This window comes from Pedobacter sp. SG908 (genome assembly GCF_011759615.1).
GTDB lineage: Bacteria > Bacteroidota > Bacteroidia > Sphingobacteriales > Sphingobacteriaceae > Pedobacter > Pedobacter riviphilus.
This window is the reverse complement of the sequence record NZ_JAAOYY010000003.1, coordinates 24,788-40,355: the sequence shown is the minus strand read 5'-3', so window position 1 is coordinate 40,355 and position 15,568 is coordinate 24,788. Positions and strand designations below refer to the sequence as shown.

The window sequence follows — 15,568 nt, the reverse complement described above, 5'->3', positions numbered from 1 at the left end:
CATGAAGAAACTTTTAACAGCTATTTTTGCAATGGCCAGCACTACGTGTGCCCAGGCTCAAGAAACCACTACATCACCACTTGAAATTTCAGGGTCGGTAGATACGTACTTTAAATATGATTTTGCTAAGAATCCATTAAATGCAAAGACATCTTTTGTAACAGATCACAACTCAGTATCGCTAGGGATGATCGATATTGCGCTGAAGAAAAAAACAGGCAAGGCTTCATTTGTTGGAGAGCTTTCTTTTGGCCCGAGAGGACAATCGCAATCTATTCCTGATGCCGCTGCTGGTGGTTCTTCATTTAATATCCAGAATTTATATGTTAACTACGAGTTCACAAATGAATTTAGCATGACTGCTGGTTACATGGGTACCTTTATTGGATATGAGGTAATTTCTCCGGTTGGAAACTTCAACTACTCAACTTCATACTTATTTACTAATGGTCCATTCCAAAATGCAGGTATTAAAGCAACTTATAAATTCAGCGATAAAGTAAGTTTAATGGCTGGTTTATTTAATGATTGGAATGTTTACAGTGCATCGCGAGGTGTTTCGGCTATTGGCGGTCAGTTAATGGTTGCACCGGTAGAAGGTTGGACAGCCTACATTAATGCTTTATCGGGCGCGGGTTTCGGTGGGTACGGAACCATTGTGGATTTAACTACTGCATATCAGATTACGGAAAAGTTTAAATTAGGTTTAAATGCCGCTAATTATGATATTAAGGATAGTGCTGTACCAGGAAGTTATGCTGGTGCTGCTTTATACCCGCAGTACGCTGTATTAGATGCGGTAACTTTAGGGTTAAGAGGTGAATATTTCAAATTTAAAGCAGCAGGTGCAGTTCCAGCTACGGCCTTTACGGCAGTAACACTTACCGCAAACATTAAATCTGGTGGTTTAACCTTTATTCCAGAGGTAAGATTAGACCACAATAGCGATAAACCTTTCTTTAAAGAAGGTGGCGCTGCTGCACCAAATGGAGGTCAGTTCTCTTTAGCGGCAGTTTACGCTTTTTAAGGAAATAAATAATATTAGGCCGTCCCGATGTGAAATCGGGACGGCTTTTTCTTACCTTTAAATATTTAGATTTATCTATTAACCGATTTTACATGAAATATCTTCTTTTTATTATTCTTGCCGCCTTTTCAATTCAATTATCTGCACAGCAAAAACAGTTTTCAAAAGATGATAACGGTAAATTTATCTATTATAAGGTTGTAGATTCCCAACTGCTGAGCAAAGATACTTTACTGCAAAGAGCAAAAGCTTTCGTTAATGTTGCTTATAAAAAATCGATGATTCAGGAAAGTGTTACCGATTCTTCTGTTTTAGCTAAAGGCACGATAGTAATTGATAAAACAATTTTAGTTGCTGGCCATCCCAGTGGAGAGGTAAGTTATAGTTTTGTTTTTGAGGCACGTAATGGAAGATATAGATTCTGGCTAACTAATATGTTGTTTATTCCATACCAGAGAGATCGTTACGGGAATTTTGTGCCAACTACAAAAATTGGTGTGCCTTTAGAGCGTACGCCAGGTAAGCTGAACGCAGGTGCATGGAAAGATATTTTAAATAGCACTTATCTTAAAGTTGAAAAATTTGGCGATGATTTTAAAAAGTATTTAGCCACCAACAGAGTCGAAAAAGCCAAGAAGAAAGCCGAAACCATTTCTACTAAACAATGGTAGTTGGTTCAGCCTAAAGTTTACCAAATAATTCTTCTACTTTCTGAGATCGAAATTTAAAAATTTCATTGATTTTACGATTTACGATCAAGGCATTTGCAATGTTACCAATTGGTCCCCAACCGATGCCGTAATGCAAAATGTCGTGCATTAATACACCGTCGTGTACCTTTTCGAAATGGTGCTGGTGATGCCAGAATGAAAATGGACCAAACCGCTGTTCGTCTATAAAATATTCTTTATCCTTAACATGCGTTATTTCTGTTACCCAGTTTAGTTTGATACCGAATAAGGGCGAAACTTTGTAAGTAATGATCAGGCCGGGATACATTTTGGTATTGGCCATGTTTGGGGAGGTTACCTCGAATGTCATGTTATTCGGTGTAATCTCGGCTAAATTCAATGGTGAAGAGAAAAAGTCCCATGCGGTATCTAAATCGGCAGGGAGTTTTTGGGTAAATTCTAATCTATATGTTTTCAAGTTTTTGTTTTAAAGCACAACAACAAAGATGCAGTTTTGTTGAGAATAGTTTAGGTTTAACCGCAAAGTTCGCAGAATGAAGGCGCAGAGATCGCAGAGTTGAGTGTGCTATCCATTTTACATCTTTTTTACCACGAAGACCACTAGATGGCATAAAGTTAGGGAAATATACTAAATGTATGTCAGTTTGAGCGTAGTCGAAGACTTAGCAGTATAATTTGTAAGGAGATTGATATCGGCTATGTTTATTTTACCCCGGATAGCTGCACTGTTTAAGCCCCCTAAACCCGATCAGAGCGAGATGCCGATATTTCATCGGCAGAAGCGGGAGCGGGACTACAATAATCAAAAGCTACTGCAACTGCTTTCCAAAAAAAAACTATATGTTATTTATAAAAAAGATCGGCTTTGACAAATTTCTAGTATTAGACTAAGAAATTTGTCAAAGCTTTTCTGCTAATGTACCATCTTATCCGCACAGGTAGAACTGGCAAATGCTTCCGGTTTAGCTTTAAAGATAAAGCCCATGCTTAAAATGTATCCCATTGCATCATTAAGTGCCTTGTTCGATTTAAACGATGGACTCGTGTTGATATCGGCATGTACTTCAAGCGCTACGTCATAAATGTCAAGTAAATCGCAAATAGAGTAAGCTGTTTCAATAGATTTTTGTACTTCCATTAACATTCTTTCTTTAATGCTTACCTGTTGTGAGCTCTTTTCCTGGTGGATGTACATAAAACCACCATGGTGTTCTCTTAACAGAACAATTACGGTTGCAAAATCGGTTACTGCCCCTTTAACCTGCGAATCGGTACCGATGCAAACTTTAAGCTTATAGCCATTTTCTGTTTCTCTGATAATCGCATTTTCTACTTCTTCGAGGATTGAAGACTGAATAATTTCACCACTAAATTTTTTCCACGTCATACATTTGAGTTTTTGAGGTTAACGAATGGTAATCAGGTTTTTATAAAAATAGGCGCTAAAAATTAAATATGTGTTAAGTGCAGATTGTTTATTTGCTAACAAAAAGTTAGTTATCAACAAGTTAGTGATAATAGTTTAGATGGACTTATTATTTCTTGAAACAAATTATTATTCGGTCCGTTAATATTTGTACATTCATTAAAAAATCTTAATTATGAGAGCAGAATTGATTCAAGAGTTCCAGTTATTACAAAATAGCAGAGCGAATAAATTTGCAGATGAACTGGCTGACAAGATCTTATCATCAGTTGATGCGGTTAACGAAAAAGTGATATCATCAATGTCTAAACGTGGTAATATGTTAATGTTGCTCGAGAAAAGATTAAACTTTTCTACCCTGCGGAAACTCAGGGAAAGATTTTTCAAGCCCTAAAAAAGGATGCCGTTTTAGCCCTAAAGAGAAATGATTACCTTTATGGCGGAATGATAGAAAATGCCTTAAAAAAATTAAACATTACTGCACTTAATGAGATGCAGGAGTCTTCTGTAAAAGCAGCCAAGACTGGTAAAGATGTGATATTGATTGCGCCAACGGGTTCGGGGAAAACGCTGGCCTTTTTATTGCCATTACTTTCCAACCTAAAAGCCGGAGTTAAGGGCGTGCAAGCCTTAGTTTTGGTACCGTCGAGAGAGCTTGCCTTACAAATAGAGCAGGTTTTTAAACAAATGGGTACTCCGTTTAAAGTAAACTGCTGTTACGGTGGGCATGCCGTACGGATAGAAAAGAATAATCTTGCACATCCACCTGCTGTCCTGATCGGAACACCTGGTAGGATAGCTTACCATTTAGAACATCAAAACTTTGACGAATCTTTTATCGAGACCTTAATCTTAGACGAATTTGATAAAGCGCTGGAGTTTGGCTTTGAGCAAGACATGTCTTACATCATCGGCTCACTGCTTTCGTTAAAACAGCGTATACTTACTTCTGCTACCAAAATGGAGGAAATTCCGGCTTTTGTAAAGTTAAATGTGCCTGTTGAAGTTGATTTTTCAAAAAATATCGAAGCAAAACCAGATCTAAAGCTTAAAAAAATAACTGCACCTGCAGCCGATAAGCTAGATTACCTTTTCAGATTACTGAGTAAAATAGGTAGTAAAAATACATTGGTTTTCTGTAACCATAGGGAAACGGTAGATCGGATAAGCGACTTACTTTTCGAAAATGGTTTAGGTCACGATGTTTTTCACGGTGGGATGGAACAGTTCGATCGTGAAAAGGCATTGCTTAAATTTAGAAATGGTAGCCATCGGATTTTAATTACAACAGATTTAGCCGCCCGTGGTCTAGATATTCCTGAAGTAGAGCATATTGTACATTATCAATTGCCCTACACTGAAGATGCTTATATCCATCGCAATGGTAGAACGGCCAGGATGCATGCAAAAGGAACAGCATACGCTATTTTAACTACAGAAGAGCATTATAAATATTTACCGGATGATATTGAAGAAGAAGTTTTATCAGAGCAGTATACATTACCAGAAGCCAGCGATTGGATAACTTTATATCTTGCACATGGCAAAAAGGATAAAATTAACAAAATTGATATTGTAGGTTTATTTTTGCAGAAAGGTAATTTAACAAAGGAAGATCTTGGCTTGATCGAAGTTAAAGATACTACGAGTTACGTCGCGGTTAAAAGAAGCAAAGTAGAGAAATTATTAAAAGCATTAAGCGGCGAAAAAATTAAAGGGAAAAAACTTAAATTAGAAGTAGCGAGTTAGATTAATCCGAAATCGGGAGTCTGGGTAGCCAACTAAAAGTTTTAAGTATTCTGCAGCTTTAAAACATTCCAACATTATAACTTTACAACAATTAGCAATGAGCAACAACGATATATTAAAAAAACTGAGAGTGGCCTTATCATTAAAAACAGAGGATATTATAACCATTTGCGACCTCGTTGGATTTAAGGTAACCAAGGCAGAATTGGGCGATATTTTCAGGAATGAAGACCACGAAAATTTTAAACCCTGTGGCGATCAGATCCTGCGTAATTTTTTAAATGGTCTGGTAATTTATAAAAGAGGTCCGAGGGATGAGAAAAAGCAATAATTTATGCTTTTTATTATTTTTTATACTGATCACTTTCTCCTTTAACGCTCTCGCTCAGTCTCAGTTTAAAATAAGCGGCCACGTAACCGATTCTTTAAGAAAGCCTATTGAGGGGGTAAGTATCCAATTGATTACCGATAAGGATACCCTACGGTCTAATTCAGATTCGAAAGGCAATTTTACATTCCCAAAAGTAGGACACAACAAATTCTATCTTAGCATAAAGGCGTTGGGCTATAAACCTTATGCATCAATTTACGAAGTCGAATCTTCCAAAAAAAGTTCCAACCTGGATCCAATTATGCTTAAAACCGAAAGCATCCGCCTCGAAGATGTAGAGGTTAAAGTAAAGATTGATCCCATTAAAATCAAAAAAGATACCATCGAGTATAATGCCTGCGCTTATACCATTAGGGAAAACGACAAGGTTGAAGACCTTTTAAAACAGTTACAGGGCATTGAGGTTGATGAAAAAGGTGCTGTTACGGCAATGGGAAAAAAAATGACCAAGCTTCGGGTGAATGGTGAAGATTTTTTTACCAGCAATGTAGAGGATTATATCAGGCAGTTACCAGCAGATATCATTGCCAAACTACAGGTAATTGATGATTATGGCGATGAAGCTAATTTTACCGGCATTAAAATCGGTACCCCTCAAAAAATGCTGAACTTGGTTACCAAGCCTGGCATGGATAAGGGTATTTTTGGGGGAATGAATGTGAATTCTGCTACCAACAATGCGCATAATCTGGGAACCAACGGCAGTATATGGAAAAAAACAAAACAGATTGGTTTTAGCGGTCGCTATGGCATTACCAATAATGAGTTCAGCCAGATGAATAATGGTGCCTTGAATGGTAATATCAGGGATAAAATTTCAAAAGAATTTAGCGTTAACGGGAGTTATAATTTTAGCAGCGGCACCAATAAATCCATTCAGAGCAATTACCTCGAAACTTTTAACCCACAGGGAACCATTAACGATTTAAGGGAAAGTACCAATAACTCTAATTCTTTAAACAATAACATTAACCTGGGGTTAAACGGTGCTACAAAAAAGAATTATTTCAATGCTTCGCTGGCCGGCTCTTTGGCCAATATCAGGAATGATGCTTTTTCCACCTCCAATAAAACAGGCTATATCAAACAGGATCTTATTTCCAATTCGGCTTCCCGCAATAGTAATCCAAATCTTAATGGAAGCATCAACTGGTCAAGACGTTTGGCCAATAATAAACGTTCGCTATCCATGGGTTTCAATTTTGGCAGCAGTGGCGGAAATAGCAACAGTACCATTAACGATATTATCCGTTATTATAACGAAACTACAAATGTACTGGTTAAAGATTCGTTATTAAACCGTTTGGTAGATAACAATACTTCAAATTCGAACTTTGGTGGAAATATCCAGTTTTCAAACTCCTTAAAAAAGGTAGATGATAGTAGCGGATACAGTTTTATCAATTTTTCCTATCGCTTTTCGGTAAGCAGGAGCAGGAACCTGCAAACTACGTCCGTTACCAGTCCATTGGGAAATAGTTTTGTGGTCGATTCATCAGGGCAGGATTATGTATCGAATTTCATTAACCAGAACATCAGCATCGGTTACAATACCAATAGCAACCGGATCAGTTATAATTTTGGTCTTAATTTTTCGCCAAGCATCATTATTGGTAAATACCAGAACACCGGACAGGAACTCAAAAATTATCAGCTGAATTTTTCTCCTTCGGCCAATTTAAGCTATCAGATTAAAGACAACGGAAACTTGAGTTTTGGCTATAATGGTTATACCAATTCGCCTGATTTTAATAAACTGCAGCCAGTGAGGAACAATAATGATGTACAGAACCTTATTATTGGTAACCCCGACCTGAAAGCGACATCGAGCCACACTGCTGATCTGAGTTTTAACAAATTTAGTACGAAATCTGGCTTAAGTATTATGGCTGGCTTATCGGGAACTTTCGCCATTAACAGCGTGGTAAGCAATACAGTTTTTCTCAGGGATACGCTGAACAGCTTAAAGCAACAAACCACCTACGAAAATGTGAACGGCATTTATAATGTGGGAGGAAATTATTCTTTCAACAAAAGAATGCTTGATAATAAACTGTCTTTATCTATAAATGGGAATGTTGCTTACAGCCACAATGTTTTTTATACCGATAATGTATTGAACAGGAGTAGCGGCATTAACGTTTCGAATGGATTTAGGTTTAACCTCAATCAGAAAAAATATTCTTTTAATACCAGTGCGTCATATAGTTTCAGTTCAAATACCTATTCGGTAATGAACCAAAACATTAAAAATGTACAGGTTGTGGCTTTGAGTGGAAGTGTCAGCTGGATCCCCGACAAGCATTTTCGGGTAAATGCGTCGGCTTCTAAAAGCTTGAATTTTGGATATAGTTTGTATGCCGGTAATCCTTTACTGGTAAACATGGGAATAAATACTTCGTTCCTTAAGGGCAACAAACTCCTTTTTTCTGTCCAGGCGAACGATTTATTTAATCAGGGGGCACTTTTTAGCACCAGCATTACCAATAACTCCATTTCCGAGAACAGGACAAGGTTTATCAGCCGTTTTGTACAAGCTACCTTGAGTTATAACCTGAGCCAGTTTGGAAATAAAAAAGGTAAAACGAATGGTAACTTTAATGTCGACGAATAGAATAATTAAACCCGGTTTATTTAGTTTAGCGTTTCGCTCGTTTACCAATAACATATCCCCATGAAAAGTAATTTCTTGTTTTTTATCTTGCTGATTTCTACAGGCAGTTTGTTTGCCCAGGCTCAGAAAGCGGATTCTTTAAACAATAAACCTGAAAAAGAAAACTTTGCCGATGATTGGGCGGCCCTTACAAAGTACCAGAAAGAGAATGAACTTTTGCCACCTCCAAACCGAAAAGAAAAGCGGGTGGTATTTTTAGGGAGTTCGATTTTTGAATTCTGGAAACAGAAAGATCCTGAATATTTTAATAACAATTCTTATGTGGATAGGGGAATAAGCGGACAGATCTCTTCGCAGTTACTGATCCGTTTCCGGCAGGATGTAATTAACCTTAAACCAAAAGTGGTGATTATTTTGGCGGGTAGTAATGATATTGCGGGCAATACTGGTCATGTTACCACTGATAAGATTATGGATAACATTAAATCGATGGCAGAACTGGCGCGGTTGCACCATATTAAGGTAATACTCTGTAAATATCTGCCTGTTTACGAATATCCATGGAATAAGCGTATTAAAGCGGCCGATTCCATTGTGAACTTAAATGAAAAAATTGAGGCCTATGCCAAAGATAGAAATTACACCACTTTGGATTATTGGACGCCGCTGGTAGACGAAAGGAAAGGACAGCGGGCTGAACTAACAGTTGATGGTGTTCATCCTAACCTTGCAGGTTATAAAATAATGGAGGAAGTGACGGATGCTGCGGTGAAAAAAGCCTTGAAAAATAGTCGCTAGAAGTTCATTGGCCATTAGTTCACTTGTTAATTATAAGTTCATCAGTTAACATGATGCAGAAATTTGACCAATGTAAATCAAAACATTTTTCCTTTGCTTAACCAAAGGAAAGATGTTTCTTATATTAAGTTTGTTAATGGTAACGAAGTGATCTTTTGTAATTAATTTTCAGTAATATTTGAAAGTTTAGTAAATTTGACTTACTTTTACATGGTGAAAGGAAAAAGAGTATACTATATTTTTAAGAATGCCTCCAAAGGGGCGTATTTTTTTAATCTATACTTTCAGTTTTTCCTGAAAATTAAATAATTTAAAATTGCTGGTTATGGATTACAATGTACTCGGATATGCCATCTTTATAACGGTTATCGTATTCATCATCGTAGTAGTAGGAAAAATATGTTACCGTAACGGAAATATCTTTGTAGCCGAACTCATTCCCGATCATCTCGATCTCTGTCAGCAGATTAATAAATCGTTACTGGTTTCTTACTACTTGGTGAATATTGGCTACTGTGCCATGACGTTAATAGGGTGGGAGACAATCCTTTCATCGCAGCAGCTTGTAGAAGTGATGGCGGTAAAAGTGGCCACCATTGTTTGCCTCCTGTCTGTTCTTCACTATTTAAATATCTATTTGCTTACCAATACCATTCATAAATTAATAAAGTAACAATCTAAAATTTTCAATTATGGAAACGACAAAAATTTTAATCGGCTACGCAGTTTATTTACCAGTTGCACTTTTTTTGACTTTTTATGTTTCAAAAACGCTGTTCAAAAACAGTAAGGTATATATGTTAGATATTTTTAAGGGAAGAGAAGAGATTGCCAATGCGACGAACAAGCTCTTCGAAACGGGTTTTTATCTATTGAACATTGGTTTCGCACTGCTCATTATGAAGATTACGATTGGCGCTAACGATTACCGTAATTTAATTGAGGCATTGGGCTCTAAAATTGGTGGCTTTGCCATTTATCTTGGAATTATGCTGTTTATTAACCTGTACTTCTTTTTTAGGGGGAAACGCAAAGCGAAAGAAAACCAAAGGCCAAATCCTTTTCAACCATCTATGTAGTGGCAATAAAAGAAGTCAAGTTTTATAGTAAAATGACGCTAAACTTGACTTCGGTGAAATTGGAAATATATTTCAAATTACGCTTCTCAAACAAAAAAGTCCCGATGAAAATCGGGACTTTGTATTAATTTAATTTTTTATATCTGATGCGTTTTGGGGTAACATCGCCCAAGCGCTTTTTGCGGTTTTCTTCATAATCTGAATAGTTACCTTCGAAGAAGTAAACTTCAGAGTTACCTTCGAAAGCAAGAATGTGTGTACAGATCCTATCCAAAAACCACCTGTCGTGACTGATCACTACGGCACAACCACCAAAGTTTTCTAAGGCTTCTTCTAGTGCACGTAAAGTATTCACGTCAATATCGTTGGTTGGCTCATCCAATAGCAATACATTGGCTCCTTTTTTCAAGGTAATGGCCAAGTGCACACGGTTACGCTCACCACCCGATAAAATACCCACTTTTTTCTGCTGATCGCCACCATTAAAGTTGAATTTTGAAACATAAGCACGTCCGTTAACTGCTTTATTTCCCAATTGTATATTGTCTAATCCATCGGTAATATTTTCGTACACGGTTTTATCGGCATCTAAATCATTATGCATCTGATCTACATAACCCAGCTCAACCGTTTCGCCAACACGGAAAGTACCGGCATCTGCTTCTTCCTGTCCGGTAATTAAACGGAATAATGTGGTTTTACCTGCACCATTGGGACCAATAATACCCACAATACCTGCTGGAGGAAGGGAGAAGTTTAAATTATCGAACAATACTTTATCGCCGTAAGCTTTGGTAACATTTGTTGCTTCAATTACCACATTACCCAGGCGTGGGCCTGCAGGAATAAAGAGCTCCAATTTATCTTCTCTTTCTCTGCCATCTTCTGAAGCTAATTTATCGTAGTTGGCTAAACGTGCTTTAGATTTTGCATGACGTGCTTTTGGTGCCATACGTACCCATTCCAGCTCACGTTCCAAAGTTTTCTGGCGTTTGCTTTCTGTTTTCTCTTCCTGCGATAAACGTTTTGCTTTCTGATCTAACCAGCTACTGTAATTCCCTTTCCATGGAATACCCTCACCGCGGTCTAACTCTAAAATCCATCCGGCTACATTATCTAAGAAATACCTATCGTGGGTAACTGCAATAACGGTTCCTTCGTAGTTTTGTAAGAATTGCTCTAACCAATCGATACTTTCGGCATCCAAGTGGTTGGTAGGCTCATCCAATAATAATACATCAGGGTGCTGAAGCAATAAACGGCACATGGCCACACGGCGGCGTTCACCTCCCGATAATACACCTATTTTAGTGTCAGGATCAGGGCAACGTAAGGCATCCATGGCTCTTTCCAATTTCGAATCAATTTCCCAGGCGCCCAAAGAATCGATTTTATCCTGAAGTTCGCCCTGTCTGGCCATTAACTTATCCATTTTGTCAGGATCAGAATAGTTTTCTTCCAAACCAAAGGCCTCATTTACTTCTTCGTATTCTTTTAAAATGGCGGTAACTTCGGCAACGCCTTCTTCAACCACCTCGCGAACGGTTTTTTCTGGATCTAAGATCGGTTCTTGTGCTAAATAACCCACCGAATAACCTGGCGAGAAAACTACTTCGCCCTGATAAGATTTATCTAAACCGGCAATAATTTTTAAAAGGGATGACTTACCAGAGCCGTTTAAACCGATAACCCCGATTTTAGCCCCGTAAAAGAAAGAAAGGTAAATATTTTTTAAAACCTGTTTTTGTGGAGGGTAAATTTTATTTACTCCTGCCATTGAAAAGATTATTTTTTCGTCAGACATTATAATTGTATTGTTTTTAAAGTAGTTTTTAATGCTAAGATTGATATTAAAGGAAGGTAACAGTTTTTCTTACAGACTGATTTTGCCCAACCAAATAATGGCAACGCCAAAATTGCTTACAAAGATAAGAACAACAAGCCCATTACAAAGTGGTTTATGAAGTATATCATAACTTTTTGACGATGGCTGGATCATAATTTCTAATTAAAGGACTTAGAATCCTGCTATATTATAATGTCATCGAAACCAGAGGGTATCTAAACTTTAACAAGTATTATAACCATTTGCTGTATTCTTCAAAACTTCGTGCGTTAGTAATAATTTTTTTTCGAAAAAAAATAAACGTTAGTTAAACGTTTTAATTTGATGAAATGTGTTTAATTGAGTAGTTGAAAGGCTTTTCATATTAATTTGGCCCCTAAAAATTACCATATTGCCCCTCACTCGGATAGGGATTTTAGTAGTTAATTTGTTGCAACCAACCAAATATAATAATGCACATATGAAGAAAACCAAACTATTAAAAACATTAGAATAACATCTGCTTATAGTTATCTCTATAATAGATGATTTTGCCTAATTTATCATCAAGCTCTTTCACTAACTAGAAAAGCTTTCAGCTGAGTTTTGCAAAGTAAGAATATCTGCCATCATAAGGTTTGACCATATGGTGATTGGTATGCTCATGAATAAACTAATCGACAAACTATATCAAACTAAAATCAAACAATGAGAAAAATCTACAAAAAGAAGGCTCAAAATTCGGGCTGTTTATTTTTCCGTGGAAGCGTTTTCCGAACGCTTGTGGGCATAATAATGTTCACGGGCTTTTGTTTTTCTGCTTCTGCACAAAGTGAAGTAACTGTTAAGGGGGTGGTGAGAGATACTGTAGGCGGTTTACCCGGGGTAAACGTTAAGGTATCTGGATCAAGCCGTGGAATATCCACAGATGATCAGGGACGCTATACCATTAAGGTTGCAAAATCTGGAAAATTACTTTTTAGCTTAGTGGGATACAAAGCAGTAACAAAAAGCATTGCTGACTATGAACGCGGAAGTGATGGAGTATATACTATTAGCGTAGTATTAAAGCCGGATGCGAATACACTTAATGACGTTGCTGTGGTTGGTTTTGGTACACAGAAAAAAACCAGTGTGATCAGTTCCATCACTTCCATTAACCCAAAAGAGCTAAAAGGACCAACCAGTAACCTGACAACAATGCTGGCAGGAAGAGTGGCTGGTATGATTGCTTATCAACGTAGTGGTGAACCAGGTGCAGATAATGCGTCTTTTTTTATTCGGGGGTTGGGTAGTTTCGGTGCAGGTAAGCAAGATCCGTTAATTTTGATTGATGGTGTAGAATCTACTCAAAATGATATGGCACGTTTACAGCCTGATGATATTGCCTCATTCAACGTGTTGAAGGATGCAACTGCTTCAGCAGTTTATGGGGCCAGGGGTGCAAATGGTGTACTTTTGATTTTAACAAAAGCAGGACAGGCTGGAGAAACCAAATATTTTTTCCGTGCTGAAACTTCATTATCCGGCAATACGAAAAATTTCAAATTCGCCGATAATGTTACCTATATGAAATTGGCTAACGAAGCAGCTTTGACCAGGAGCAGATTGGCGATATTGCCTTACCTGCAGACTAAAATTGATGCTACCGCGGCTGGTGAGAATCCGCTTTTATATCCAAATAATAACTGGATAAAAGAGTTAATTAAGGATTATACATTTAACCAACGTTATAATATGAACGTAACGGGTGGTGGAAGTAAAGCAAGCTATTATATTTCGGGTACTTATAATATTGATAATGGGGTACTGAAAGTGGCAGATCTCAATAATTTCAATAGTAACATCAAACTTAGAAACTATTCATTGAGATCTACGGTTAATATAAACCTAACCAACACTACGGAAGCTATTGTGAGGGTCTATGGTCAGTTTGATGATTACAGAGGCCCGGTTGGCGGTTTTGATGATAAGGGAAATAAAATCAATGGCGGTCAGAAGATTTTTAATCAGGCACTTTGGTCAAATCCGGTGATGTTCCCTGCAGTTTATCCTGCAAGTTATCAGCCCTATTCCAAACATCCTCTATTCGGTAACGCAATTTCTCCTAGTGGATCACTTTATATTAATCCTTACGCAGAAATGGTGAAAGGATATCAGGATAACAATTCTTCAACCTTACAAACACAAATTGAACTAAAGCAAGATTTAAAAGGGGTACTACCAGGTTTAAGTGCGCGACTGATGTCTTACGTAATCCGGTATTCCTATTTTGATATTGCGCGCAATTATAATCCTTTTTACTATTCAGCTGTTCCTAATCCGGCAGGTGGAGATATTATGCTCAACTTATTAAATAGTGGTGCACCTCCAACATATGGACTTACAGGAACAGAATATCTTAATTATTCAGAAGGAACTAAAAGTTTAAACTCTACTTTTTATACAGAAGTAGCTGTAAATTATAATCATACTTTTAAAGAGAAACACGCGGTAACCGGAATGTTGATTACCAATATGAGGAATTATCTGGCTGCGAATGCAGGAAGTCTTCAGTTGTCGTTGCCATCCCGTAATCAGGGCGTGTCCGGACGTGCAACTTATGGATATGATAATCGCTATCTGGCAGAATTCAATTTTGGTTATAATGGATCGGAGCGTTTTGCTGCAAATAATCGTTTTGGTTTCTTCCCATCCTTTGGTTTGGGTTATTTGATCTCAAATGAAAAATTCTTCAAACCATTGAGCAAAGTATTAAGCAATGTAAAATTAAGAGCCACTTATGGGATAACCGGTAATGATCAAATTGGAAGAACTCAGGATCGTTTCTTCTATCTTTCAGAGGTAAACATGAATAATGGAGATTTTGGCGGAACATTTGGAGAGAATAACTTTTATTATAAAAATGGTATCTCTATTTCTCGTTATGCAAATCCTTTAATCACATGGGAAAAATCTAAGCAACTCAATCTTGGTTTGGACATGACCCTGTTTGATGCATTAAGTCTCAATATTGATGTATATAAACAAAACCGCTCAAATATTTTAACAGATAGGGTATATGTGCCAAGTACAATGGGACTTCAGGCGGCAGTTAAGGCCAATACCAATGAGATGGAAAGCAGGGGAGTTGACTTTTCGGCTAATTATAACAAGTCTTTTGGAAACGGTATGTATTTGCAGTTAAGAGGTAATCTTACCTATGCTACTAATAAAATCTTAATCAACGATGAGCCTGCTTATAATACAAATGAGGCATACCGCTCCCGTGTAGGACTACCAAGTACGCAAACTTTTGGATATATCGCAGAAAGGCTATTTGTTGACGATGCTGAAGCCAAAAATTCACCTGTGCAGTTTGCCGGTAAACCTGGACTTGATTACGGTGGTGGTGATATCAAATACAGAGATGTAAATGGGGACGGTATCATATCAGAAGCGGATGCTGTGCCTATCGGACTACCACAAGCACCAGAAATTATTTATGGTTTTGGAGGAACATTTGGCTTTAAAGGTTTTGATATCTCTGCTTTTTTCCAAGGTTCTGCCCGTTCATCATTTTTTATCAATCCGCAAAATATTTCTCCTTTTGTATTTAACGGAGGTTCGCAAAATGGTCTTCTTGATGTGATTGCCAAGAGCCATTGGAGTGAAGAAAATCGTGATATATATGCATTCTGGCCACGATTGAGCGATAAATTTATTGCTAATAATAATCAAACATCAACCTGGTGGATGCGTAATGGATCATTTTTAAGATTAAAAACGGTAGAGATTGGTTATAATCTTCCAACTAGAATCCAAAACAAACTTGGAATCAAGGCTACCCGGTTTTATTTAAATGCCAGTAATCCTACCGCATTTAGTTCATTTAGCTTATGGGATGTCGAAATGGGTGGAAACGGTTTAGGTTACCCTGTACAAACGGTATACAATTTAGGTGTGAGTTTAAGTTTTTAAAGATTGT

General features: G+C 37.4%; 13 protein-coding genes. 10 read left to right on the top strand and 3 right to left on the bottom strand.

The features are described from left to right. Nucleotide 1 precedes the first annotated feature (1 nt). Nucleotides 2-1,027 (top strand): porin, encoded by a 1,026-nt coding sequence (locus FHT21_RS20880; protein WP_167296686.1) that lies wholly within the window; start codon nucleotides 2-4, stop codon nucleotides 1,025-1,027. Between the two features lie 92 nt (nucleotides 1,028-1,119). After that, entirely contained in the window at nucleotides 1,120-1,698 is a 579-nt protein-coding gene (locus FHT21_RS20875) for a DUF4468 domain-containing protein (RefSeq protein WP_167296685.1), read from the top strand. Nucleotides 1,699-1,708: 10 nt separating this feature from the next. On the opposite strand, the gene FHT21_RS20870 is transcribed toward FHT21_RS20875, so the two are convergent. Next, the gene (locus FHT21_RS20870) at nucleotides 1,709-2,176 is read right to left on the bottom strand and encodes an SRPBCC family protein (protein WP_167296684.1); all 468 of its coding nucleotides are present in this window, start codon (nucleotides 2,174-2,176) and stop codon (nucleotides 1,709-1,711) included. Between the two features lie 456 nt (nucleotides 2,177-2,632). After that, complete coding sequence (locus FHT21_RS20865; protein ID WP_167296683.1) at nucleotides 2,633-3,106, bottom strand: ribonuclease H-like YkuK family protein; 474 nt, start codon at nucleotides 3,104-3,106, stop codon at nucleotides 2,633-2,635. Between the two features lie 214 nt (nucleotides 3,107-3,320). Here FHT21_RS20865 and FHT21_RS20860 point away from each other — a divergent pair, with 214 nt between their 5' ends. From FHT21_RS20860 to FHT21_RS20830, 7 genes are all read left to right on the top strand, one after another. Beyond that, complete coding sequence (locus FHT21_RS20860) at nucleotides 3,321-3,539, top strand: hypothetical protein (RefSeq protein ID WP_167296682.1); 219 nt, start codon at nucleotides 3,321-3,323, stop codon at nucleotides 3,537-3,539. 50 nt (nucleotides 3,540-3,589) lie between these two features. Further along, entirely contained in the window at nucleotides 3,590-4,894 is a 1,305-nt protein-coding gene (locus FHT21_RS20855; RefSeq protein WP_167296681.1) for a DEAD/DEAH box helicase, read from the top strand. Nucleotides 4,895-4,991: 97 nt separating this feature from the next. Further along, nucleotides 4,992-5,225 carry a DUF1456 family protein gene (locus tag FHT21_RS20850; protein ID WP_029274124.1) on the top strand — a complete coding sequence of 78 codons (234 nt, stop codon included), beginning with the start codon at nucleotides 4,992-4,994 and terminating at the stop codon, nucleotides 5,223-5,225. Next, a complete protein-coding gene (locus FHT21_RS20845) occupies nucleotides 5,209-7,899 on the top strand; it encodes an outer membrane beta-barrel protein (RefSeq protein WP_167296680.1) in 2,691 nt (896 codons plus the stop codon). Before FHT21_RS20850 ends, FHT21_RS20845 begins: the two co-directional genes overlap by 17 nt. 60 nt (nucleotides 7,900-7,959) lie before the next feature. Beyond that, nucleotides 7,960-8,697, top strand: a complete 738-nt coding sequence (locus tag FHT21_RS20840; protein ID WP_167296679.1) for a GDSL-type esterase/lipase family protein — start codon at nucleotides 7,960-7,962, stop codon at nucleotides 8,695-8,697. A gap of 325 nt (nucleotides 8,698-9,022) precedes the next feature. Continuing rightward, nucleotides 9,023-9,370 (top strand): hypothetical protein, encoded by a 348-nt coding sequence (locus FHT21_RS20835; protein WP_167296678.1) that lies wholly within the window; start codon nucleotides 9,023-9,025, stop codon nucleotides 9,368-9,370. 19 nt (nucleotides 9,371-9,389) lie between these two features. Continuing rightward, nucleotides 9,390-9,776, top strand: a complete 387-nt coding sequence (locus FHT21_RS20830) for a hypothetical protein (RefSeq protein WP_167296677.1) — start codon at nucleotides 9,390-9,392, stop codon at nucleotides 9,774-9,776. Nucleotides 9,777-9,900: 124 nt separating this feature from the next. On the opposite strand, the gene ettA is transcribed toward FHT21_RS20830, so the two are convergent. Continuing rightward, nucleotides 9,901-11,580: an energy-dependent translational throttle protein EttA gene (gene ettA / locus FHT21_RS20825; protein ID WP_167296676.1), complete on the bottom strand. Its 1,680-nt coding sequence runs from the start codon at nucleotides 11,578-11,580 to the stop codon at nucleotides 9,901-9,903. A 729-nt stretch (nucleotides 11,581-12,309) separates the two neighbouring features. On the opposite strand from ettA, the gene FHT21_RS20820 reads away from it, so the two are divergent. Continuing rightward, nucleotides 12,310-15,561 carry a TonB-dependent receptor gene (locus FHT21_RS20820; RefSeq protein ID WP_167296675.1) on the top strand — a complete coding sequence of 1,084 codons (3,252 nt, stop codon included), beginning with the start codon at nucleotides 12,310-12,312 and terminating at the stop codon, nucleotides 15,559-15,561. The last annotated feature ends 7 nt before the right edge of the window (nucleotides 15,562-15,568 follow it).

Excerpts from the sequence above, each read along its gene's own strand:
- FHT21_RS20880 (WP_167296686.1), top strand. The coding sequence starts at position 2 with ATGAAGAAACTTTTAACAGCTATTTTTGCAATGGCCAGCACTACGTGT.
- FHT21_RS20875 (WP_167296685.1), top strand. The coding sequence starts at position 1,120 with ATGAAATATCTTCTTTTTATTATTCTTGCCGCCTTTTCAATTCAATTA.
- FHT21_RS20865 (WP_167296683.1), bottom strand. The coding sequence starts at position 3,106 with ATGACGTGGAAAAAATTTAGTGGTGAAATTATTCAGTCTTCAATCCTC.
- FHT21_RS20860 (WP_167296682.1), top strand. The coding sequence starts at position 3,321 with ATGAGAGCAGAATTGATTCAAGAGTTCCAGTTATTACAAAATAGCAGA.
- FHT21_RS20855 (WP_167296681.1), top strand. The coding sequence starts at position 3,590 with ATGATAGAAAATGCCTTAAAAAAATTAAACATTACTGCACTTAATGAG.
- FHT21_RS20850 (WP_029274124.1), top strand. The coding sequence starts at position 4,992 with ATGAGCAACAACGATATATTAAAAAAACTGAGAGTGGCCTTATCATTA.
- FHT21_RS20845 (WP_167296680.1), top strand. The coding sequence starts at position 5,209 with ATGAGAAAAAGCAATAATTTATGCTTTTTATTATTTTTTATACTGATC.
- FHT21_RS20840 (WP_167296679.1), top strand. The coding sequence starts at position 7,960 with ATGAAAAGTAATTTCTTGTTTTTTATCTTGCTGATTTCTACAGGCAGT.
- FHT21_RS20835 (WP_167296678.1), top strand. The coding sequence starts at position 9,023 with ATGGATTACAATGTACTCGGATATGCCATCTTTATAACGGTTATCGTA.
- FHT21_RS20830 (WP_167296677.1), top strand. The coding sequence starts at position 9,390 with ATGGAAACGACAAAAATTTTAATCGGCTACGCAGTTTATTTACCAGTT.
- ettA (WP_167296676.1), bottom strand. The coding sequence starts at position 11,580 with ATGTCTGACGAAAAAATAATCTTTTCAATGGCAGGAGTAAATAAAATT.
- FHT21_RS20820 (WP_167296675.1), top strand. The coding sequence starts at position 12,310 with ATGAGAAAAATCTACAAAAAGAAGGCTCAAAATTCGGGCTGTTTATTT.